This window comes from Pseudomonas sp. AC247 (genome assembly GCF_979258015.1).
Genome location: NZ_OZ409829.1, coordinates 1,382,483 through 1,402,419, shown reverse-complemented (window position 1 = coordinate 1,402,419; position 19,937 = coordinate 1,382,483). Strand labels below are relative to the sequence as shown.

The window sequence follows — 19,937 nt, the reverse complement described above, 5'->3', positions numbered from 1 at the left end:
CGCGCTCTACAACCTTTCAATGACTGGATCGGAGAATAAGAACATGACGCTTTTTATTGATGTCGATGATGCTGCACGCCTGTTCACCCAAGTCGGTATCCGCCGCGCCATTCGCGAAATGGCCGGCTATATCAAAGCGGACTACGCGCGCTGGGCGCAGTTTGATAAATCGCCACGTACGGCCAATCACTCGGCAGAAGGCGTGATCGAGCTGATGCCCACCGACGACGGCCAGCAGTACTCATTCAAATACGTCAACGGCCACCCAAACAACGGCCAGCAGAATTTGCTCACGGTCATGGCCTTCGGTCTTCTGGCCGATGTGCAGAGTGGCTATCCGACGCTGCTCAGCGAACTGACCCTGACTACCGCCGTGCGCACCGCAGCCACCTCCGCCCTGGTCGCGCAATCGCTGGCTCGCCCCGGTGCGACCTCAATGGCCCTTATCGGCAACGGTGCGCAAAGTGAATTTCAGGCGCTGGCCTTTCATGAAATGTTGGGTATCAGCGAAATTCGTATCTTCGATATTGATCGCGACGCTTCCCTCAAGTTGAAGCACAACCTCGCGGCGTTCCCGGACATCGAAGTGATTCTGGCCAGCTCGGTGAAGGACGCGGTCAAAGGCGCGGACATCGTCACCACGGTCACCGCCGACAAAGCCTACGCAACCATTCTGACGCCCGAGATGATCGAGCCCGGCATGCACATCAATGCGGTCGGCGGTGACTGCCCGGGTAAAACCGAACTGCACGCCGAGATCCTGCGCAACGCCCGGGTCATCATCGAGTTCGAGCCGCAAACCCGCATTGAAGGCGACATTCAGCAACTGGAAGCCGATTCCCCGGTGATCGAATTTTTCCGCATTGTGCTGGGCGAAGTCGCCGGACGCGAAAACGATGCGCAGGTGACGGTCTTCGATTCGGTGGGTTTTGCCCTGGAAGATTTTTCCTCCCTGCGCTACCTGAAAGACCTGGCTCAGGCACAGCAAATCGGCCAGCGCATCCACCTGGTGCCGACGCCGGCCAACATCAAAAACCTCTTTCAACTGCTCGATCCGCAACCGGCCAAAACCTCGCGACTGCGCACCGTCAGTTGATCACTAACCGCCGCCCCCGAGCCACAGGGGGCGACTCACCTCGTGATTAGCCGCTGCACCTCTAACAAGAACGCTCGACACCTACTTTCTGCCAAAACTCAAAAACATAAAATCAAGAGGTTTTGCAATGAAATCGAACCCTTCCGGGCTGCTTGAACAGCCCGCGCTGCAGCGCACGCTCAGCAATCGTCACATCCAGTTAATGGCCATGGGCGGTGCCATCGGTACCGGCCTGTTCATGGGCTCCGGGAAGATCATCGCCCTCTCCGGGACGTCGATCATCCTCATCTACATGATCATCGGGCTGTTCGTGTTTTTCGTCATGCGCGCCATGGGCGAAATGCTCCTGTCCAACCTCAACTTCAAAACCTTTGCCGACTTCGCCGGTGCCTACCTCGGCCCGCGCGCAGCATTCTTCCTCGGCTGGTCGTACTGGCTGAGCTGGAGCGTCGCGGTGATCGGCGACGCCGTCGTGGTCGGCGGATTCTTCCAGTACTGGTTCCCCGACGTACCGGCGTGGATACCCGCCGTCGGCATGCTGGCAACCCTGTTCGCCCTCAACGTGCTGACAGTCAGGTTGTTCGGTGAAGTGGAATTCTGGTTCGCGATCATCAAGATCATTGCCGTCGTAACCCTGATCGGCGTCAGCACCGTGCTGATCGCCAGCTCGTTCGTCTCGCCCAGTGGCGTCACCGCGTCCCTGAGTCACCTGGTGGACAAACAGGCGGCGTTCCCCAACGGCTTGTTCGGCTTCTTCGCCGGATTTCAAATGGCGATTTTCTCCTTCGCCGGCACCGAACTGATCGGCACCGCCGCCGCCGAAACCCGCTCGCCGGAGAAGACCCTGCCCAAAGCGATCAACTCGATTCCGCTGCGGATCATCCTGTTCTACGTCCTGGCGCTGACCTGCATTATTGCCGTGACCTCGTGGCAACAGGTCTCCCCCGTCAAGAGCCCGTTTGTCGAACTGTTCCTTGTTGCCGGTTTCCCAGCAGCAGCCGGCATCGTCAACTTCGTCGTCCTGACCTCAGCGGCCTCATCGGCCAACAGCGGCGTGTTCTCATCGAGCCGCATGCTGTTCGGACTGGCCAACCAAGACAACGCGCCCGGCATATTCCGCCGACTGTCGAACAACAGCGTGCCGCTACTGAGCCTGGCGTTCACCACGCTGTTGATGCTGGTCGGTGTGCTGGTGCTGTTCATCGTGCCGGAAGTCATGACCGCGTTCACCATCGTCTCCACCGTGTCGGCGATTCTGGTGATTTTCACTTGGTCGACCATCCTTGCGTCTTACATCGCCTACCGGAAAAAGCGCCCGGATCTGCATGCGAAGTCGGCTTACAAGATGCCGGGCGGTGTGCCGATGGCGTGGTTTTCGTTGGCGTTTTTGGGGTTTGTGCTGGGGTTGCTGGCGTTGCGGCCTGACACGCGGATTGCGTTGATGGTGATGCCGGGGTGGTTTGTTTGGTTGGCGATTGCTTATCAGTTGACGCGGTTGAGGAAGCCTAAATCTGCGGTTGAGTCGGCGAGTCAGTTTGGCTAGATCTGCAAGCGAAAGCCGTCACTTTTGGGTGACGGCTTTTGAGTCTTTTAACGAGCCTGATCAGAGGGAGGAGTCAGCTCCAACACCCGATTTCGCCCGCCCTCGGCCAACAGATAAGTCCCTCGGCCACTGGCGACGATCGACTGCGGCGCTTTGAGAAAAGACAGTATGGTTCGCTGAATCCCGTCATTGCCGATCAGCAGCAGGCGCGCACGATGGGTCGAATCTTCCGAGATCCAGAGCCCGCGCTGATCGCACATCAGGAAAGTCGGCTGATTCAGATTGGCGAAAACGATGGGATCGCTGCCGTCCTCGCTCAAATGGCGCACCACGCCTTTGTCTTTTTCCGTGTAGAGCATGCGACCGTCTGTGCAGCGGATGATCGACTCGGCCTCATCAAGCCCGTCACGCAGAACGACCAGGGATTGGTCGCTCCACGTATAGCGAAACAAACGTCCATTGGCATGACGATCTTCAATCGCATAGAGGTGATCGCCTTCGTTCCACAGACCCTGAACGTTGGAGCCGTGAAACAACTCGGTGACCTTACCCTGCAGTAGGAAATTAACGGCAGCAGCGCCCTCCTCCTGACTGAAGACCCAGCCACCCCGAGCTGAAATCATCCCGTCCGGTTTGGATAAACCGCTGACGACACTCTCGCGCTGACCGTCGCCGGCAATCCGCACAATACTGCCGCGGCCGTCGCGAAGCTCCTGACTGACCATCAGCCCGCCGCCGTCCATCACCACCAGAGCGGCTGCTTTCGGCACATCACCGTGGATAACGCGATAGCTCCATTGGCCGGCAGCCTGTACCGGGTAGAAACTTTGCCACGCGAAGAAAGCCAAGGTTGCCACAAGCAACAGTATTAAAAGCCACAGAACTAGACGCAGTGTTTTGGATAATTGACCACGACTTGCCGGAATAGCGGTTACGTTCGACATTAGCCCTCGCTGGTACGTCATCCTGACGGTTGGTTTTCATCGCCCGAGTATAGGATTGTTTTTTTGGGGTGTGGCTCGATCAGGCTTGATACGCTCGCGCTCATTGAGACAGGGAGTCAAACATGGAAAATCCAGCCCTCACGCCCACCACCCGCACCAAGCGCGACTGGGCTTCAGCAACAGACAAAGAGCGCGCCGATGTCCATTGGTCGCTGTCTGACGCGTTTGTCGACAATGAGGTCAACTACGCATTCATCGCACGCCAAACCCAGGACTACGATCCGCAAGAGATCAGGCGAATCCTCTATGAAGAAGTCGCACCGGTGTGTCACACCAATCTTGAAACCGTCATTCCGATGATCTGGTCCGCGTTCAATCTGCAGCAATTGCAGGCTGACATAGCAGAAACATTGAAAGCCCGAGAAAGTAGCCGCTTCAGACGTCAGCTAGACAAACTGCTGATTCGCTGGCTGGAATTTCGATACAAATACATATGGCAAGAAATCTCCAGGCACTACCCAAAATAACCAGCCCCACCGAGGCGGCAGTCGAACCGCTCGCCACGGTGGGACAGGATTTACGCCTTCACCTCAACGTTATCCAACGCCTGATTCACCGCCAACTCCCCCAACATCACCACCTGCGCAATGCCCAGCGCGGTTTTGCGCTGCGAGGGGTCTAGCGCCGCGGCGAAGTTGATGAGCATCTCCGAGGCTGAACCGAGGGTTTCACTGGCGTTGGCCAAGAGGGATTCGGTGTCGTACTTCGGATTGGCGAGGTACATGCGTTCGGGTTCGTTGGTGCTGGCCATGATGTGGCCGGGCGGGAGGAGATAGTGATCGAGGGCGCGCTCGGCGGCTTCGTGGAGTTTTTTGGAGTCGAGGGATTCGTAGGGGGATGTGGGGTCGGTTTCTGGCGGATTCGGTGTTGGTTTGAACATGGTGTAACTCCTGACGGATAAACGAAAAGGAGCCATCACTCTCGCTACCAAACGAAGGGTGGAGGCCATACGCAGGTTGGTAGACCGGTCGTCAGGAACCCCGGCGCGCCCGAAGACGCCCCGCGCATGACCACCATAAAACGAAGACGAAAAACGCCCTCGCAAGACAGTAGTCTTGTGCTTCTGACGGAGACGGGCTACCAAACCCGATCACTGGTTTTCAGTGACATGGGAACGATAGAACGTGCGGGGTAGAGGCACAAGCCGGGGGATTCTGTCTTAGGTGTAGGGGGAGGCGCAAGGTGGTGTAGGGAATAGCCGCAAATCGAAAGCACTCTTTAAACAAACGAAGCCACTTCTGTTTAGAAATCTCCTCACCTGCCCCTTCTACTAGTTATTATAAAATTAAGCCGCACGAGCAAGCTCTATAGCTATCAATCCACACGCTCGCTCACCTACCAATTTTACGCACACCACTTTCGATATCAAGTATTCGCCAGCACCTTAAACTTATCACACCAAAGCAGATAATCTTACACAGCCCAAACACCAACCAATAAAAACCTTAAAAACAGGTCATCGAAACTGATTAAGAAAAGAATCAACCGTAGAAAGCGAACGACGTGCATCGTTCAATAATTCGTTCAGCTCGGGATCATCACCTTCATACTTCCAAAGCGTACGCCCAGATTCATCTAGTACAGATATATTTACAACCCCTGCCCAGTAAAACTCAAACTCATCTACAAATCGCTTGTATTTAATTTCGTACACTGCAATTCGCTGCCCTTGGTAAACAGTCTCCAGAAAAATCGGAACAATGAAATTCGACCCCCTTTCAATAGGAGTAGGAACGTCCTCTACAGACCATGAAATGCTCCTTCGAGACGTCTCTTCCAAAAGCTTCATTACCAAATTATTAGCGATTCTGTCTCTCATATACCACCTGCCGCACGATCTTTAACCAAACCCTGAAGATGCACCGAAAAACCTTGAAGCTTGTTGTGCACTTCCCAAGCATTGCTAGAAGAAACCACTCGATATTCGTTAGAAGCCCACCACAAACATCCTTTTTTCTTGAAAATCGAGACTACGACCTCATCCGCGCTTTTCTTCTGAATAGAGTCTAGCCGAGGACGAATATTTTGCACATGTGCAATGGCTTGATAAAACATAGTGTTTATTTCTCGACTGAAACCTTCCACCACAGCTACATCGTGTTCTTCTGCCCTTTCCACTTCGTCCCACTCTTTTAGAACGCCGCGAACACTCGAAACCAATATAGCCAAATCAGAAATAGCCTCTGAAACTCTGACTTTACTTTTAAGCGCCCGACTTATTGTTCCTGCTAGAACAAGTGTAACAATAGCCAAGAAAAAACCGGCGATTGTAAGAACAGTCCCTGTTTTATCCGCAAATTCCCAAATCTGATCGCTATCCAATTCCCTGAAAACCTCAAATCCTATAGTGCTTAATTGAACGAAATACAGAGCTTTCCATGCGTACTCAGACCAAAACTATAAGCGCTTCGGCTTTCACACGCAAAAACATTACTTGCAAAGTGTGTACCTTGGCTACGCACCAGCGTTCGAAACCTAACTGGTTCTGGGCTCCTCGCCTTAGCCGACTGATCTCAGTATTACGCTCCCATTCCTGATAAAATCCCCTACCTTCCTGCCACACCGATTCCGTATCGACAATGTCCACAATAATCGCTACACCCGCCCCACTCTCCCGCCGCTTCTCCGTCGCCCCGATGATGGATTGGACTGACCGCCATTGCCGTTTCTTCCTACGCCTCCTGTCGAAGAACGCCCTGCTCTACACCGAAATGGTCACCACCGGCGCGCTGCTCAACGGCGATCACGAACGTTTCCTTCGTCACAACGAAGCCGAGCACCCGCTCGCGTTGCAGTTAGGCGGTAGCGTTCCGTTGGATCTGGCCGCCTGCGCGCGCATGGCCCAGGAACACGGCTACGACGAGGTAAACCTGAACGTGGGCTGCCCAAGCGATCGTGTGCAAAACAACATGATCGGCGCCTGCCTGATGGGTCACCCACAGTTAGTGGCGGATTGCGTGAAGGCAATGCAAGACGCAGTGACAATCCCGGTGACGGTAAAGCACCGCATCGGCATCAACGGCCGGGACAGTTACGCCGAGCTATGCGATTTCGTCGGCACAGTCCGCGATGCCGGGTGCACCAGTTTCACCGTGCATGCGCGGATTGCGATTCTGGAGGGGTTGTCGCCGAAGGAGAATCGCGACATTCCGCCGTTGCGCTATGACGTGGCGGCGCAGCTGAAGGCGGATTTTCCGGCGTTGGAGATTGTGCTGAATGGCGGGATCAAGACGATGGAGGCTTGCCATGAGCATCTGCAGACTTTCGACGGGGTGATGTTGGGGCGTGAGGCTTATCACAATCCGTATGTGCTGGCGGAGGTGGATCAGCAGTTGTTCGGCAGTTCGGCGCCGGTGATCAGTCGGGCTGAGGCGTTGGCGCAGTTGCGTCCTTATATAGCCGAGCATTTGCAGGCCGGTGGCGCGATGCATCACATCACCCGGCATGTGCTGGGCCTGGGCACGGGGTTCCCGGGGGCGCGAAAATTTCGTCAGTTGTTGTCGGTGGATATTCACAAGGCCAAGGATCCGCTGGCGTTGCTGGATCAGGCGGCGGCGTTGCTTGAAGGCCGTTGATTGAAGTTTTGAGTGTGCGGGTGACGCATGAGCGTTGCCCGCAGTTTTGTTTTGCAGACAGGATGTCTTTTGGGTATGCCCGCGTTTAACTTTTCCGGTTTCAAGCGTTACACCTTTCTCGCTTTGTTTAGTGTTACCTCCAATGCTTATGCGCACTGCGATGGCTTTTGTATGGGCCGCACCGAGACGCCGTGGGAGGTGACGCAGTTTTCCGGCCTGTCGATCATGGTGCTGTTGCTGACGCCCTTCTCTGCCACCAACAACACCACGGAAAGCTTTAAACGCGTTTACTCCGCCGAGGAGCAGGAGGACGCGCGGCTTTATCTGGCCAGCGACGGCATGCTGCAGGCCGCGTATTTCACCTCGGCCTTGCAGCGTTTTCGCCAGGAGTCGCCGGATTCGGCGTTAAACGATCTCGCCGTTGCGGCGTTGATCAGCGCTCAGTGATCAGGCGGCCGCCGCTGCTGTCCAGTTAACCCAACCAAACACCCACGTCGCCAGAATCAGCAAGCCGAACGCGATCCGATACCAGGCGAACGCGGCGTAGCTGTGGTTGGCAATAAACTTGAGCAAACCGCGCACGGCAATCATCGCGAAGATGAACGCCGTAACGAAGCCGAGGGCGAAGACTGGCAGGTCGTTCGGCTGGAACAGGTCGCGGTATTTGTAGCCGGAATACACTGCGGCGCCGACCATGGTTGGCATGGCGAGAAAGAACGAGAACTCGGTGGCGGCCTTGCGCGACAGACCGAAGAGCAAGCCGCCGATGATGGTCGACCCGGAGCGCGAAGTGCCGGGAATCATCGCCAGGCATTGTACGAAACCGATCTTCAGCGCGTCAGACCAGCGCATGTCGTCGACGTGATCGACGCTGATCACATGATTGCGCTGTTCGGCCCACAGCATGATGATGCCGCCAACCACCAAGGCAACGGCGACGGTGATCGGGTTAAACAGGTATTCGTGGATGGTGTCCGCGAACAACACGCCCAAGACCACGGCGGGCAGAAAGGCGATCAGCAAGTTGAGGGTGAAGCGCTGCGCATTGCGCTCGGTGGGCAGGCCTTTGACGATGTTGATGATCTTCGGGCGGAACTCCCAGACGACGGCAAGAATGGCACCCAGTTGAATAATGATGTTGAACGCCATGGCGCGTTCGCCGCCGAATTCGAGCAAGTCGGCGACGATGATCTGGTGGCCAGTACTGGAGATCGGCAAGAACTCAGTCAGGCCTTCTACTGCGCCTAATATCAACACCTGGAAAAGGGTCCAGAAATCCATTAATCCTCCGTCAGAGCGCTCTGGGTGAGCGACCGGCTAATAACACTCAGGGGTTGAGTATCTGAAGTTACACAATTGGTTTAGTTGGAGATCAAAAGATCGCAGCCTTCGCCAGCTCCTACAGAGGAACGTATTGCAAATGTAGGAGCTGCCGCAGGCTGCGATCTTTTGATCTTGAAGAATAGTTCTTATGAATTGCCACACTCAAGCCATGTTAGTAATCGTCGGCCGACGAACTAAACGGAAAATATTTAGGCTTCAGATAGAAAAAAACTTGCCCCGCCGACAAAGTGTGATCAATATCACATTATTCAGAGATGGCCATACAATGGCAAAAGGACATAGACAAAGCCATCGCAATAGACTCAAAATAGTGGCACCATTGCATATCGCCACCATCTAAGCACTAGTTCACCACCCCGAGAAAATCAACTAAAAGCTTGAAAAGCTTATTTATTGTTAGAAAACTCGGGAGACACGTCTAAAATCCGCGTAAATGTTACCAATTGTCAGTCACAGATGAGAACCGGTGCTTTAACATCCCGATGTCAGCACTAATTCGAGTCAATGCATGATGCTCTCAGGGAACTTAGCGCCTAGAAGCCCGCGCCCCACAAATGCCGAACCCGGAGTTCTCACTCTGGGTCGCACCCGTGGCGTGGCTGAACATTTTAGAGCACTGGTAGCCCAGCATGTGCGCACCGATATGGTACTAGAGGTCAACGATTACCTTAGTTCATATCAGCAAAATGAATATTGCAGTTCATACCGTGCCATCTTCCTCGTCATCGATAGCCCGCAGGCTCTTGAGGAAAACCTCGCGTTGGTGGAAAACCTGCGAGCCGATAATTTGAAACCGATCATTTGCGCGGTCATCACCGGTCGCGGCGCCGTCAACAAGATCAAATACTATCTGGCCGGCGCGGATGTTTGTATCAAGCTCAATACCCTTTCCGATGATGGCGCTGACTTGCTGGCCGAATTCTTCAGCAGTGAAGAATGGCAGCGCGAGATCAATCTCACGCTCGACCCGACACGCATCTGTTTGATGGACAACGGCCAGAAACTCGACATCTCGTTTGCCGAGATGAAGATCCTGGAAGCGTTTGCGCAGACCCGTAATCACATTCTGAGCCATGATGAAATCGCTGGCATCATGGGCCTCAATACCCATTTCTACGACCCTCGCGCGCTGGAGAAATCGATCAGCCGCTTGCGTGGAAAAATCAAGGACATGTATGGTACAAACGCGATTCAGAGCATTCGCGGCTATGGCTATCGCCTGCTGCGGGGTCTGATATCGACTGCCTGACTCAAGGGCAGCCACCCTTTTGCATACGAACGAAGGATCGTCTGATGCAACCATATAGCTCTCGTTGTATTTCTAGCCTGTCTATAAAAAAGCGATTGAATGAGCGCGACACCATAACAATAAACTTAACAACATAGCAGCAGATCGAGTGGAACTTATCGAGGGCCATTTTCGGGCCCAGACCCTGCCTGTCGATTACTTCCAAGGAAGTCATTGCTCGCCTGCCGATTTACCTTTTAGCCAATTTTGGTACGCAGTTAAGGAGAGAGACATGGAAACTAGTACAACCCTCCCCAGAAAATATTTTGTCGTCGTGACTCACAGTACAACTTCTCAACGCGAACTGGAGAGCATCTTGTCCAGTGAGCGTTTCAATTCGTTTGGCACGTCCCAGGCGCAGATGTTTGTTGAAGGCGTTGCTTCGCCCTCTTCGGCGCCAATGGTGATGGAGTTCACCTATCCAAGCGTCAGTCGAAAGAACGTCGCGCGCAGTATCGAACATGATACTCAGCGAATATTGGCCACGCTTGAATCCGAATGGCTGGCCGCACAATCAGCCAACCCTTTCCAGAGCATTCCGGTCAGCACCAGCGATAGCAGCAACAGGCCACCCGTTGTTGAAGGTGATATGCCTTGCAGCGAGACGTGGCACCTCGACAATGTTCAAGGCGCATTGGTTAAAGACGACGTCGAGATCAGTCTTACCGGCCTGGAAACAGCATTGGTCAGGAAAATGCTCAACCATGAAGAGCGGGTTGTCAGCCGCGATGAACTGATCCTGAGCATCGGGCGAGAGCCGGAACAATATCGCGGCCTGGAAATGTGCCTGAGTCGCCTGCAGGACAAATTCAAGAGCGCCAGTAAGGGTGAGCGGCTGTTTCGTGCCGTGCGCAATCGCGGTTATTGCCTGATCCAGGAAATCGTCGCGTAACCACGGTCGATACCTGCGAACACCACAAACAGAAAAAGTGCGATTACAAAAACAACAAGAGCACTCTGTTTGGTTACACCCTCCCTGATCAGATTCAAACTCCCTGCCTCGACCCTTTCAACAGTAACAAAATCAACATCATTTATTCACCCCCTGCTCTACGACCTTTTCTAACACTGTTCTATTTAATTATTAGAAAGTTGGCATTGTGCCATCTTGTTAGAACTCGTCAGACACCATTTCAGGCAATAACTTAGTCTATTGACTGACGACAGTTCGACCTCTCGATGTTGTTACCTCCGGACACTTACAACAACAAAAACAATCCGTCTGCCTGACAACTCGGCTTTCAACTGTTGAAACCTGAATGGACGTCTTTTGGGGATATCGTATGGAACTTTCTCTTAGTATCAATCGAAACACGGGCCTCAAGGGACTGACCTTTTGGGGCCAATGGGCGCTGGCACAGGGCTTTGTTGTAACGCTGCTGTTCATCCTCGCGGAACAGCACACCGGGACCGTCGCGTTCTACTACCGTATGTGCGCAACACTGGCAGTATTGGCCTCGGTGCCGGCTTATACGTTTAGCGGTGTTTACCGCAAACGCGATAACTATCTGACCGGTCTCGGTCGACTGTTCATGGGTTGGTCAATGACCATGGCGGCGCTGGCGTGCATTGCGTTTGTCTGCCAGGCCGATGAACTGTTTTCGCGGCAGGTGATTCTCAGCTGGGCGGTGTACGGCTTCCTCGGTCAGGCGCTGCTGTATGCACCGCTGCATGCGTTTTCGAAGTTCTATCAGCGTTCGCGTAAAAGTGAGCACAAGACCCTGATTGTCGGGACAGGCGAGCTGGCGCTGGGCTTGGCGAAGAAGCTCAGTCAACTGGAGAATCTGCCACTGGTCGGTTTGGTCAGCAATGGCGATGTGTCGTCGCTGGACGCCGATGCACCGCGTGTTATTGGTGCTCAGGAACAGTTGCTGGAACTGATCGAGGCCCATGATATCCGCCGCTTGTACATCACCCTGCCGCTGTGCGAAGCAGCGAAGATCGAAGCGATGTACGTCGATTTGCTGGGTGCCAACGTCGATGTGGTCTGGGTGCCGGATTTGAACAGCCTGACCCTGCTCAATCACTCGGTGAAAGTCGTGGACGGCCTGCCGGCGATCTACTTGAACGAGAGCCCGCTGACCAGTCGCCCGACGGCTGCCTTGAGCAAAAGCCTGGTGGAGAAAACCGTGGCCTTGCTGGCGATCATCGCGTTGAGCCCGATCCTGTTGATCATCGCTCTGGCGGTGAAGCTCAACTCGCCGGGCCCGGTGCTGTTCAAGCAGGATCGCCATGGCTGGAACGGCAAGGTGATCAAGGTCTGGAAATTCCGCTCGATGAGCATGCACGACGACCGCGATGTGAAGCAGGCGAGCCGCAACGACTCGCGCATTACTGCCGTTGGACGCTTCATTCGCCGCACATCGCTGGACGAATTGCCGCAACTGTTCAACGTGCTGCAAGGGCATATGGCCCTCGTGGGACCGCGTCCGCACGCGGTCGCGCACAACCATTTCTACTCGGGAAAAATCCTTGCCTACATGGCGCGTCACCGGATTAAACCGGGGATCACCGGGCTGGCGCAGATCAGCGGTTGCCGCGGTGAAACCGACACAATCGACAAGATGCAAAAGCGTGTGGAGATTGACCTGCAGTACATCAACAGCTGGTCGTTGTGGCTGGATCTGAAGATCCTGGTGAAGACGCCGTTTACGTTGTTGTCGAAGGACATTTACTGAGGCTCAACACTGCACACCGCATGGGGACGAAAGTCCCCTTTTTGTGCCTGGGATTTGGGCTCGACGCACAAACCGGTGGGAGCTGAGCTTGCCAGCGATGGCGGTGGGTCAGGCGACATTGATGCTGGATGCGCCGGCCTCATCGCTGGCAAGCCAGCTCCCACAGGATTTGGGCGAGGCATGGATTCTGGCTCCACCGCATAACTACTGTAGGAGTGAGCCTGCTCGCGATGGCGGTGGGTCAGGCCACATCAATGTTGGATGTGCCGGCCTCATCGCTGGCAAGCCAGCTCCCACAGGGATTTGGGCGCGGCGTGGATTCTGGCTCCTCCGCATAACTACTGTAGGAGTGAGCCTGCTCGCGATGGCGGTGGGTCAGGCAAAAGGGATGTCGACTGCTCGGACGCTATCGCGAGCAGGCTCACTCCTACAGGGGGTTTGGGGTGGGTTCGGGATTTGTGGTGTGACAAATAACCAATGTGGGAGCTGGCTTGCCAGCGATGGCGGTGGGTCAGGCGACATTGATGTTGGATGCGCCGGCTTCATCGCTGGCAAGCCAGCTCCCACAGGGATTTGGGCGCGGCGTGGATTCTGGCTCCTCCGCATAACTACTGTAGGAGTGAGCCTGCTCGCGATGGCAGTGGGTCAGGCAAAAGGGATGTCGACTGCTCGGACGCTATCGCGAGCAGGCTCACTCCTACAGGGGATTTGGGGTGGGTTCGGGATTTGTGGTGTGACAAATAACCAGTGTGGGAGCTGGCTTGCCAGCGATGGCGGTGGGTCAGGCGACATCGATGTTGGATGTGCCGGCGCCTTCGCGAGCAAGCTTTGCTCCTGCAGGTTTGGGTGATGGTGGTTACTCGGTGATCTTGTCGAAATTACGGTAGAACATGTCCCCTTCCCGGCTGTCGGTCATCGAGTGCAGCTGGAAGCTGCGGCTGAGTCGGGCGCCGCCGTCACGGGTCAGCGGTGCCCAGACCAGGTTGGCGCGGCGCATGGTCGACATGCTCATCATTTCGTCGAACGGAATCGACAGGTAGAGACCCTTGTCGAAACTACCCTCGCCATACTCGGCGCTGCTCGCCGTAGTGATCGTTGCCCACGCGCCAAAGCGCACACCGTTGAAAAACTCTCGCGAGATATCCAGCGTGCCGCCCCAATCCCCAGCCAGATACCGGCCCACGCTGACAGCCGCCAATGTGTCGAACGGCAGGTCCGTATACCCGGTGATATGCCCGGTCACCACCGAGTAATCGCGCAGCGCAAACCCTTGATCGAAATCACGCTGACGCACCCAGTTGATGTCCGCGCCCACCGACCAGCGTTCACCGGTCGGACGGAACAACACCTCCCCGCCCACACCGGCAAACATCGATTCCAGATACCCGCCATACACCATGCCATACAAGTCTTTATCCAACTGCTCGGCGTGGCTGACCTGAAACAACGGCATGGTCGTATTGGACGTGGTCAGGTACTGACGCAGATCCGTGCGCACACGCGGCAAACCGCTCGGCGCGTCGTAGCTGAATTTGTCGAAGTTGTTCACCAGGTTGGCACTGAGCAAACCGTTCCACCAGGTGTTGCGATTGAAACGGTACTCGGCATCGGCATCGGCAGTGAACTGATAGAGCAAACCATCCGGGCCGCCAACGTTCTGCTTGAAGCCCAGCCCCACGCCATAACTGAAATGCTGCGGCGCTTCGGTGTAGAGGGTTTTCTCGTTGTGCGGCATCGCCGGGTTGATCTCGGTGGTGCGGTGCAGCGACTGCAACGGCTCCTCGTTATTGATCACTTCACGGAAGGCCTGACGCGGCACGCTGGTTTCTTCCAGAGGCAAGTCGTAGCGCTTATTGACCACGGTGAACCAGTCGATGTCATCGCTGACACTGTTGTCGAGAATTCGGCTCGCGCGGCCGACCGCCTTGGGCGAATGGAAGTAACGCTGCTGTTCGCCATAGACGATCAGTTCGGAATCACGCTGAGTAATGCGCTCGACTTTGTAGCCGGCATTCTGCTGCAAGCGCTGCGACACATTGGCCCAATCGACCTGCGCCATCGAGGTGGTCGGCATCTTCGCCGGCAGCGGCTCGGGTGTCGGGTCGTAGGTCTTGGCCGGGGCCTTGCGGGTGGCGAAATTGGTGTGGAAGGTAATGCCGAACATCGCCGTATTTCCACGCTCCCACGCAGCGCTGACGTCGACCGAATCCGCCACTTTGAACACCGCACCGAGGTTGATCGGCGAGTCCTGCTTGATGATGTTGTCCTTCGGCTCGTGCTTGTAATCGTTGCCTTCGTATTCGAGTTTCAGGCTGAGACGATCCCAAGGCGTCTGGTAACTCACGCCGCCGAAGAACGAAGGCCGGCCACGAAAGTACGAACCCGAGTTGACGTCACCGGTGCCTTCGAGCGCGGGCCGGGTATCGAAGCGATCACTGACATAGCCCAACGGGTTGTCGATGTCGCCGCGATTACCCAGATAACCCCAGGCGATCCCGGCACTGAAGTCGAGATTGTCGTAGCGCTTGTTGGCGACGAAAAACTCACTGGAGAACAAACCGGTACCACCGATATCTCGGAAGCCCAGCGCCACGTCGGGCAGCCAGTGGCTTTCCTGCCACAGCCGGACTTTGACGTCGACCGCCTTATCCTTATAGCTTTGACTACCGCTCAGGGCCTCCGAGCCGTACGGCCGGTTGGTGATCGCGGTGTAGCGAAACGAGCCTTCGAGCCAGTCCAGCGGCTGCAACGACACGCTGTAGCGACTATACGGTTCGGTGCGGTTGGCATTGACACTCAACTCGCCGGCCGGGGCCATGCGCGCCGTTGGCGTCTGCAACAGCCCGGTGCCACCGAAGTCATTCTGGGTAATGCGCGGTTCGGCGTGAACCAGTCCACAAGGCAATAACAACACAGCTGCAAAACGTAACTTCAACGAACCACCTCGGCCAGCTGCGTGGCAATAAATTCGGCCAACTGCTGATTCAGTTCAGGTAGAGGCGGATCAAGATCATCATTTTTCACCGGCACCAGAATCTTGCTGCCGGCCACGGGAAAGTGCCCGCTCTCGCGATTCCAGTGGGCAATGCCGACACGCTGCGAGGCGCCGTTGGGCTGGATCAGCCACAGGTAATCGGCCTCGGCATCGCTCAGGATCGAACAGCCCAGCAGGTAGTCGCGGGCCTCCTGTAACGGCTGATACGGCAAGTGGCACGGCTCGGCGACGGCACCGAGAACTTGCACCTCATCAACGCGCGTCGGGTAGATCAAACGGTCGCCATCGTCGAGACGAATGTTGCGCGCGAAACCCACTTCCAGCGCCACCGGATCAAGGTCGGCTACCTGCCGTCCGGTGACCGGCATCTGCCGCACTTCTGCGGCAAGACGCTGCGCCAACGCCGCACGACTCGGCCGGTCGAACAGCATCGCCATGCGCTGCAACACGTCGAGATCAAACAGCACGCCAACCTTGAGCCGCGTCTGCTCCTCGATCAGCGACTGGCGCAACAGAGCACCCGCCAGCCAGTAACCTTCGGCATTCGGTACTGCTTCGCTGATCACATCGAGCAAGCGCCCGCCGGGTGGCAAGGTGACCGGCCCGGGATTGGCGACATCGCCCGACACGGTGACGGCCGCCTGGCTGACACTCGCGACCAGCATCAGGCCCGCCGATAACATTTTCAGGCGCATCACGGCAGGTGCCTGCGATCTGGGGTCAGTTGCACAACCTTGACGCGCAACTGCGAGGTCAGCTGCTGCTCGCTCTGCAAAATGAAACCGTCACGCGGGTCGACCCAGTAACGATTGGTCGCGCTCAGGCCAATGGCCGGGGCGTCAATCTGCTCATCGACACGCAGCACGGTGTATTCCTTGTCGAGAATCTGCAGGGTCTGTTCCGAGCGGCGAGAGAAGCGGCTGTTGACGATCACCCCGACTTCCTGGCCCTTGTAGAGGTCGATCCAGCGTCGCGTGGTGAAGCCGTCTGCGACGTGCTGCAGACCCTGTTTGAACGGCGAGTCATCGGCCAGGCGCGTGCCGTCGAGATCGCCCTCCAGGCCCAGGCCGATACTGCGTACAGCCAGACCATTGCGCAGCAACAGCACTTGTTTGCCGGACGCGACCCAGAACTGCAGGTCTTCGCGCTCACGCACCAGCGCCAGCACCCCGGAGCCGGACGGCGTGGTCAGTTTCAGTTGCGGATAGTTGACCCCGGCCACTTCGGCTGCACTTACGTCCACTTCATCCGGGCCGACGACTGCGGCCTTGAGGTTGTTCAAGGACGCGCTCATCAACGGGTTGCAACCACACAGCAACGAGGCCGCCATCAGGCACAGGCCAACTTTCAGAATGTTCAAAGTCGGCGACCTTATTTGCTGTTGTTACTGTATTCGCTCCAGTTCTTCGCAGCGGAAGCGCCCGTGCCGACAATCGATGCCGACGGCACCAATTGACTGATCAGGCGGTTCCAGCGAGTCACGTTGGCAGGCCCGACATACACCACGTCCTGCGGGCGGACTTCAAAGTGCGAGGCCAGCGCCATGGCGGTCGGCGATTCGGCTTCCAGCTGATAAATCTTGGCCGGCTCGACATCGAGGTTTTCCACGCCACGAATGACGTACACCGCGTTGCCGTTGGAGGTGGTCTGGCTCAAGCCACCAACCGATCCGAGAACATCGGTGAGGTTCATGGTCGCGGTCTTGAAGCTCAGCGCGCGCGGCTGGTTGACCTCGCCCATCACGTAGATGCGCTTGTTGTCGTTGTACGGCAGATAGAGTTGGTCGCCACCCTTGAGGTAGACGCCCTGCAACTCGGAATCCTGTTGATTGAGCGAATCAAGATTCAGCGGATAAGTGCGCCCGTTGCGCGTCAGCAACAGCCCGGACAAATCGGCGTTGTTGGTATCGATACCAGCCGAACCGAGCGCTTCGACCACGCTCAGCGGATTGGTGGAAATCGCTTGCGGGCCGGCCTTGGCCACGGCGCCGGTGACCACCACTTTCTGGCTGGCGAAACGCAACACGGCGACGTCCACTTGTGGCTCGGCGATGAACGCCGACAGTCGCTGTTCGATGTCCGAACGCAGTTGCTGGATCGTCCGGCCGGCGGCCTGGACTTCCTTGATGAACGGGTAGTACAGCGTGCCATCGGAGCGCACCAGTCGGCCGTTGGCATCGATCTGTTGTTGCGCGCCCGATGGCGCGGTCAGCTCGGGGTGATCCCACACCGTGATGTACAGGACATCGTTGTTGCCGATGCGGTACTCGGCAGGTGTCACCAACAGCTCCGCCGGCAACGACTCACGCTTTTGTGTGGCGCGGTTCATGGCGATCAGCTTGGGGGTGATCGGGATCAGCTCGACGCGGCTGCTTTCACTGGCGCCCTGGCGCGTGATGCTGCCGGTGCTGAGGTATTGACCGGGGGAAAACATGCAACCTTGCAAAGCGAGACTTGCCAACATTAAAAGATAAACACTACGAGTCATAATGGCACTACGCTATTCAAGGGCGAATCCAAAAACAAAGTCACCCGACTTGCGTCGGGCGACCCTGTACTGCACTAACAGAACTTCCTGTTAGTTATGCGTGCCGGTTGTACCGGTGGTACCCGTCGTACCGGTGGTACCGCCGTTGGCACTGCCACCGCTGTTAGACGCCGCGACTGCACTGGCGACCATTGCAGTACTGGCTGCCGGCGCTTGAGAAGCCGCCACATTGCCACCTACATTGGTCACCGCAGTAAGCGGTGCTTCAGCGGCGGCAGCCCAGTTGCTCAACATCGTCAACAGGGCAACTGCCATCACTTTTTTCATAACAACTCCTTTCTAACATTCGATCTGTTAAAAAACCGATCTGTGTTAGCGGTGGTAGCGTTCAAGTCCGCAAAAAGCGCGAACATGATCCGTTGTTCTTTCACAGTCTTACCCAACTGATAAAAGTCGAACGGCAGGTTTATATCTACGGACTTGCAAAAGGCATTGCCAGTGTAATTTCCCGACGTTATCTAACAACCTGACTGAAAATAACATTGGACTAAATGGCCATCATCGCAAGTAACCATTGGGATGGCTGGATTGCCAGCGCCAGGTGTCGGTGACCATATCCTGCAAGCTGCGCGTGGCCTTCCAGCCCAGCTCTTTGGCAGCCTTGGAGGCATCGGCCCAGCTCTCGGCGATATCACCGGAGCGGCGCGGCATCATGCGATACGGCACCGGTTGGCCACACGCCTGCTCGAAGGCGTGCAGCACTTGCAACACGCTGTAGCCATCGCCAGTGCCGAGGTTCCAGGTGTGAATGCCGGTGCGCCCGGCGATCGACTGCAAGGCCTTCAAATGGCCGTCCGCCAGATCGACGACGTGGATGTAATCGCGCACACCGGTGCCATCGACCGTGGGGTAATCGTTGCCGAAGATCGACAGCTCTTGCAGGCTGCCCACGGCCACCTGGCTGATGTAAGGCACCAGATTGTTGGGGATACCGTTGGGGTCTTCGCCCATGTGGCCGCTGTCGTGGGCGCCGATCGGGTTGAAGTAACGCAACAAGGCGATGCTCCAGCGCGGCTCGGCCTGACTCAGATCGCGCAAGACGTTTTCTACAATCAGCTTGGACTGGCCGTAAGGATTGGTCGGCGTACCCGTGGGGAAATCCTCGCGGATCGGCATTTGCTCAGGCTCGCCATAGACGGTGGCCGATGAACTGAATACCAGGCGAAACACCCCCGCCGCCGCCATCGCCTGGCACAGCGTGATGCTGCCGCTGACGTTGGTCTCGTAGTACTCAAGCGGCTTGCGCACGCTCTCGCCCACCGCCTTCAGGCCGGCAAAATGCAGCACCGCCTCGATGCTGTGCTCGCGAAAAATCCGGTCGAGCAGTGCCCGGTCGCAGACATCGCCGCGGATCATCCAGGCACTCTTGCCGCAGATGGTTTCAACGGCATGCAATGCCGCTTCGCTGCTGTTGCAAAGATTATCCAGTACGACAACTTCATAACCTGCTTCAAGCAGTGCAAGTGTGGTGTGCGAGCCGATATAGCCGGCGCCACCCGTTACCAGAATCTTCATGGCGAGGTCCGTCTTTGGATGAGTGACAAATAGCGTGTCAAGCCTCAATTGCTGAAGGTGTGTTGCATTCCACACAAATAAGGCGACAACAACAGAAAACAAATTCAGTTCAATGACTGGCGAAAAATATTTTTGCAAGTCACACTGTATTCGCCGCTACTTATTAGCACCGCTAGTGCACTCATCACTATCAACAGATACCGACTAAAAATAACTAATAACGCACTTGCCGACATCTCATAACATTGTCAGGTTTAACCACCACTGTTCATTGCCATTAACAACCTGAGTCAGGTATTAAAGCAGTCGTTCAATACCCATTGAAACTTGCACGCACTTAATGAGTGCGCGC

The 19,937-nt window shown here is 56.1% G+C and carries 19 protein-coding genes; 8 read left to right on the top strand and 11 right to left on the bottom strand.

What is annotated here, in order from left to right; genetic code table 11:
- The first annotated feature begins 43 nt into the window (after positions 1-43).
- Both ACZZ0B_RS06620 and ACZZ0B_RS06615 read left to right on the top strand, forming a co-directional pair.
- Positions 44-1,096 (top strand): ornithine cyclodeaminase, encoded by a 1,053-nt coding sequence (locus ACZZ0B_RS06620; protein WP_463544648.1) that lies wholly within the window; start codon positions 44-46, stop codon positions 1,094-1,096.
- A 127-nt stretch (positions 1,097-1,223) separates the two neighbouring features.
- Entirely contained in the window at positions 1,224-2,639 is a 1,416-nt protein-coding gene (locus tag ACZZ0B_RS06615; protein ID WP_463544647.1) for an amino acid permease, read from the top strand.
- Positions 2,640-2,686: 47 nt separating this feature from the next.
- Here ACZZ0B_RS06615 and ACZZ0B_RS06610 read toward each other — a convergent pair whose 3' ends face one another.
- Entirely contained in the window at positions 2,687-3,583 is an 897-nt protein-coding gene (locus ACZZ0B_RS06610) for an SMP-30/gluconolactonase/LRE family protein (RefSeq protein ID WP_463544646.1), read from the bottom strand.
- A 122-nt stretch (positions 3,584-3,705) separates the two neighbouring features.
- Here ACZZ0B_RS06610 and ACZZ0B_RS06605 point away from each other — a divergent pair, with 122 nt between their 5' ends.
- The gene (locus tag ACZZ0B_RS06605) at positions 3,706-4,110 is read left to right on the top strand and encodes a DUF7079 family protein (protein ID WP_008087584.1); all 405 of its coding nucleotides are present in this window, start codon (positions 3,706-3,708) and stop codon (positions 4,108-4,110) included.
- Positions 4,111-4,160: 50 nt separating this feature from the next.
- On the opposite strand, the gene ACZZ0B_RS06600 is transcribed toward ACZZ0B_RS06605, so the two are convergent.
- The 3 genes from ACZZ0B_RS06600 to ACZZ0B_RS06590 all read right to left on the bottom strand — a co-directional run bounded on the left by ACZZ0B_RS06600 (position 4,161) and on the right by ACZZ0B_RS06590 (position 5,965).
- On the bottom strand, positions 4,161-4,523 hold the full coding sequence (locus ACZZ0B_RS06600; RefSeq protein ID WP_463544645.1) for a DUF6124 family protein: 363 nt from the start codon (positions 4,521-4,523) through the stop codon (positions 4,161-4,163).
- Between the two features lie 576 nt (positions 4,524-5,099).
- Positions 5,100-5,462, bottom strand: coding sequence for a hypothetical protein (locus ACZZ0B_RS06595; protein ID WP_463544644.1), 363 nt, complete (start codon positions 5,460-5,462; stop codon positions 5,100-5,102).
- The gene (locus ACZZ0B_RS06590; RefSeq protein WP_463544643.1) at positions 5,459-5,965 is read right to left on the bottom strand and encodes a hypothetical protein; all 507 of its coding nucleotides are present in this window, start codon (positions 5,963-5,965) and stop codon (positions 5,459-5,461) included. The genes ACZZ0B_RS06595 and ACZZ0B_RS06590 overlap by 4 nt, the downstream gene beginning before the upstream one ends.
- Before the next feature lie 257 nt (positions 5,966-6,222).
- Here ACZZ0B_RS06590 and dusA point away from each other — a divergent pair, with 257 nt between their 5' ends.
- Both dusA and ACZZ0B_RS06580 read left to right on the top strand, forming a co-directional pair.
- Complete coding sequence (dusA, locus tag ACZZ0B_RS06585; protein ID WP_463544642.1) at positions 6,223-7,218, top strand: tRNA dihydrouridine(20/20a) synthase DusA; 996 nt, start codon at positions 6,223-6,225, stop codon at positions 7,216-7,218.
- Positions 7,219-7,245: 27 nt separating this feature from the next.
- On the top strand, positions 7,246-7,665 hold the full coding sequence (locus ACZZ0B_RS06580) for a DUF2388 domain-containing protein (protein WP_463544641.1): 420 nt from the start codon (positions 7,246-7,248) through the stop codon (positions 7,663-7,665).
- Here the strand turns inward: ACZZ0B_RS06580 and ACZZ0B_RS06575 are convergent, their stop codons facing one another.
- The gene (locus tag ACZZ0B_RS06575) at positions 7,666-8,499 is read right to left on the bottom strand and encodes an undecaprenyl-diphosphate phosphatase (RefSeq protein ID WP_008087676.1); all 834 of its coding nucleotides are present in this window, start codon (positions 8,497-8,499) and stop codon (positions 7,666-7,668) included.
- 571 nt (positions 8,500-9,070) lie between these two features.
- Here ACZZ0B_RS06575 and ACZZ0B_RS06570 point away from each other — a divergent pair.
- From ACZZ0B_RS06570 to ACZZ0B_RS06560, 3 genes are all read left to right on the top strand, one after another.
- Complete coding sequence (locus ACZZ0B_RS06570; protein ID WP_463544640.1) at positions 9,071-9,811, top strand: winged helix-turn-helix domain-containing protein; 741 nt, start codon at positions 9,071-9,073, stop codon at positions 9,809-9,811.
- A 271-nt stretch (positions 9,812-10,082) separates the two neighbouring features.
- Positions 10,083-10,742, top strand: a complete 660-nt coding sequence (locus ACZZ0B_RS06565) for a winged helix-turn-helix domain-containing protein (RefSeq protein WP_008087680.1) — start codon at positions 10,083-10,085, stop codon at positions 10,740-10,742.
- Positions 10,743-11,133: 391 nt separating this feature from the next.
- Positions 11,134-12,528 (top strand): undecaprenyl-phosphate glucose phosphotransferase, encoded by a 1,395-nt coding sequence (locus ACZZ0B_RS06560; RefSeq protein WP_440096824.1) that lies wholly within the window; start codon positions 11,134-11,136, stop codon positions 12,526-12,528.
- A gap of 856 nt (positions 12,529-13,384) precedes the next feature.
- On the opposite strand, the gene ACZZ0B_RS06555 is transcribed toward ACZZ0B_RS06560, so the two are convergent.
- From ACZZ0B_RS06555 to galE, 6 genes are all read right to left on the bottom strand, one after another.
- Entirely contained in the window at positions 13,385-15,463 is a 2,079-nt protein-coding gene (locus tag ACZZ0B_RS06555) for a YjbH domain-containing protein (RefSeq protein ID WP_463544639.1), read from the bottom strand.
- Entirely contained in the window at positions 15,460-16,218 is a 759-nt protein-coding gene (locus tag ACZZ0B_RS06550; protein WP_463544638.1) for a capsule biosynthesis GfcC family protein, read from the bottom strand. The genes ACZZ0B_RS06555 and ACZZ0B_RS06550 overlap by 4 nt, the downstream gene beginning before the upstream one ends.
- Entirely contained in the window at positions 16,218-16,883 is a 666-nt protein-coding gene (locus ACZZ0B_RS06545; RefSeq protein ID WP_008087688.1) for a YjbF family lipoprotein, read from the bottom strand. The genes ACZZ0B_RS06550 and ACZZ0B_RS06545 overlap by 1 nt, the downstream gene beginning before the upstream one ends.
- Before the next feature lie 11 nt (positions 16,884-16,894).
- A complete protein-coding gene (locus ACZZ0B_RS06540; RefSeq protein ID WP_177323342.1) occupies positions 16,895-18,010 on the bottom strand; it encodes a polysaccharide biosynthesis/export family protein in 1,116 nt (371 codons plus the stop codon).
- Positions 18,011-18,100: 90 nt separating this feature from the next.
- Positions 18,101-18,337 (bottom strand): hypothetical protein, encoded by a 237-nt coding sequence (locus tag ACZZ0B_RS06535; protein WP_007910552.1) that lies wholly within the window; start codon positions 18,335-18,337, stop codon positions 18,101-18,103.
- Between the two features lie 231 nt (positions 18,338-18,568).
- Entirely contained in the window at positions 18,569-19,585 is a 1,017-nt protein-coding gene (galE, locus tag ACZZ0B_RS06530) for a UDP-glucose 4-epimerase GalE (protein WP_008087692.1), read from the bottom strand.
- Positions 19,586-19,937: the final 352 nt, after the last annotated feature.

Excerpts from the sequence above, each read along its gene's own strand:
- ACZZ0B_RS06610 (WP_463544646.1), bottom strand. The coding sequence starts at position 3,583 with ATGTCGAACGTAACCGCTATTCCGGCAAGTCGTGGTCAATTATCCAAA.
- ACZZ0B_RS06620 (WP_463544648.1), top strand. The coding sequence starts at position 44 with ATGACGCTTTTTATTGATGTCGATGATGCTGCACGCCTGTTCACCCAA.
- ACZZ0B_RS06600 (WP_463544645.1), bottom strand. The coding sequence starts at position 4,523 with ATGTTCAAACCAACACCGAATCCGCCAGAAACCGACCCCACATCCCCC.
- ACZZ0B_RS06550 (WP_463544638.1), bottom strand. The coding sequence starts at position 16,218 with ATGCGCCTGAAAATGTTATCGGCGGGCCTGATGCTGGTCGCGAGTGTC.
- galE (WP_008087692.1), bottom strand. The coding sequence starts at position 19,585 with ATGAAGATTCTGGTAACGGGTGGCGCCGGCTATATCGGCTCGCACACC.
- ACZZ0B_RS06580 (WP_463544641.1), top strand. The coding sequence starts at position 7,246 with ATGAGCGTTGCCCGCAGTTTTGTTTTGCAGACAGGATGTCTTTTGGGT.
- ACZZ0B_RS06535 (WP_007910552.1), bottom strand. The coding sequence starts at position 18,337 with ATGAAAAAAGTGATGGCAGTTGCCCTGTTGACGATGTTGAGCAACTGG.
- ACZZ0B_RS06595 (WP_463544644.1), bottom strand. The coding sequence starts at position 5,462 with ATGAGAGACAGAATCGCTAATAATTTGGTAATGAAGCTTTTGGAAGAG.
- ACZZ0B_RS06565 (WP_008087680.1), top strand. The coding sequence starts at position 10,083 with ATGGAAACTAGTACAACCCTCCCCAGAAAATATTTTGTCGTCGTGACT.
- ACZZ0B_RS06605 (WP_008087584.1), top strand. The coding sequence starts at position 3,706 with ATGGAAAATCCAGCCCTCACGCCCACCACCCGCACCAAGCGCGACTGG.
- ACZZ0B_RS06560 (WP_440096824.1), top strand. The coding sequence starts at position 11,134 with ATGGAACTTTCTCTTAGTATCAATCGAAACACGGGCCTCAAGGGACTG.
- ACZZ0B_RS06570 (WP_463544640.1), top strand. The coding sequence starts at position 9,071 with ATGATGCTCTCAGGGAACTTAGCGCCTAGAAGCCCGCGCCCCACAAAT.
- ACZZ0B_RS06540 (WP_177323342.1), bottom strand. The coding sequence starts at position 18,010 with ATGACTCGTAGTGTTTATCTTTTAATGTTGGCAAGTCTCGCTTTGCAA.
- ACZZ0B_RS06575 (WP_008087676.1), bottom strand. The coding sequence starts at position 8,499 with ATGGATTTCTGGACCCTTTTCCAGGTGTTGATATTAGGCGCAGTAGAA.
- dusA (WP_463544642.1), top strand. The coding sequence starts at position 6,223 with ATGTCCACAATAATCGCTACACCCGCCCCACTCTCCCGCCGCTTCTCC.
- ACZZ0B_RS06615 (WP_463544647.1), top strand. The coding sequence starts at position 1,224 with ATGAAATCGAACCCTTCCGGGCTGCTTGAACAGCCCGCGCTGCAGCGC.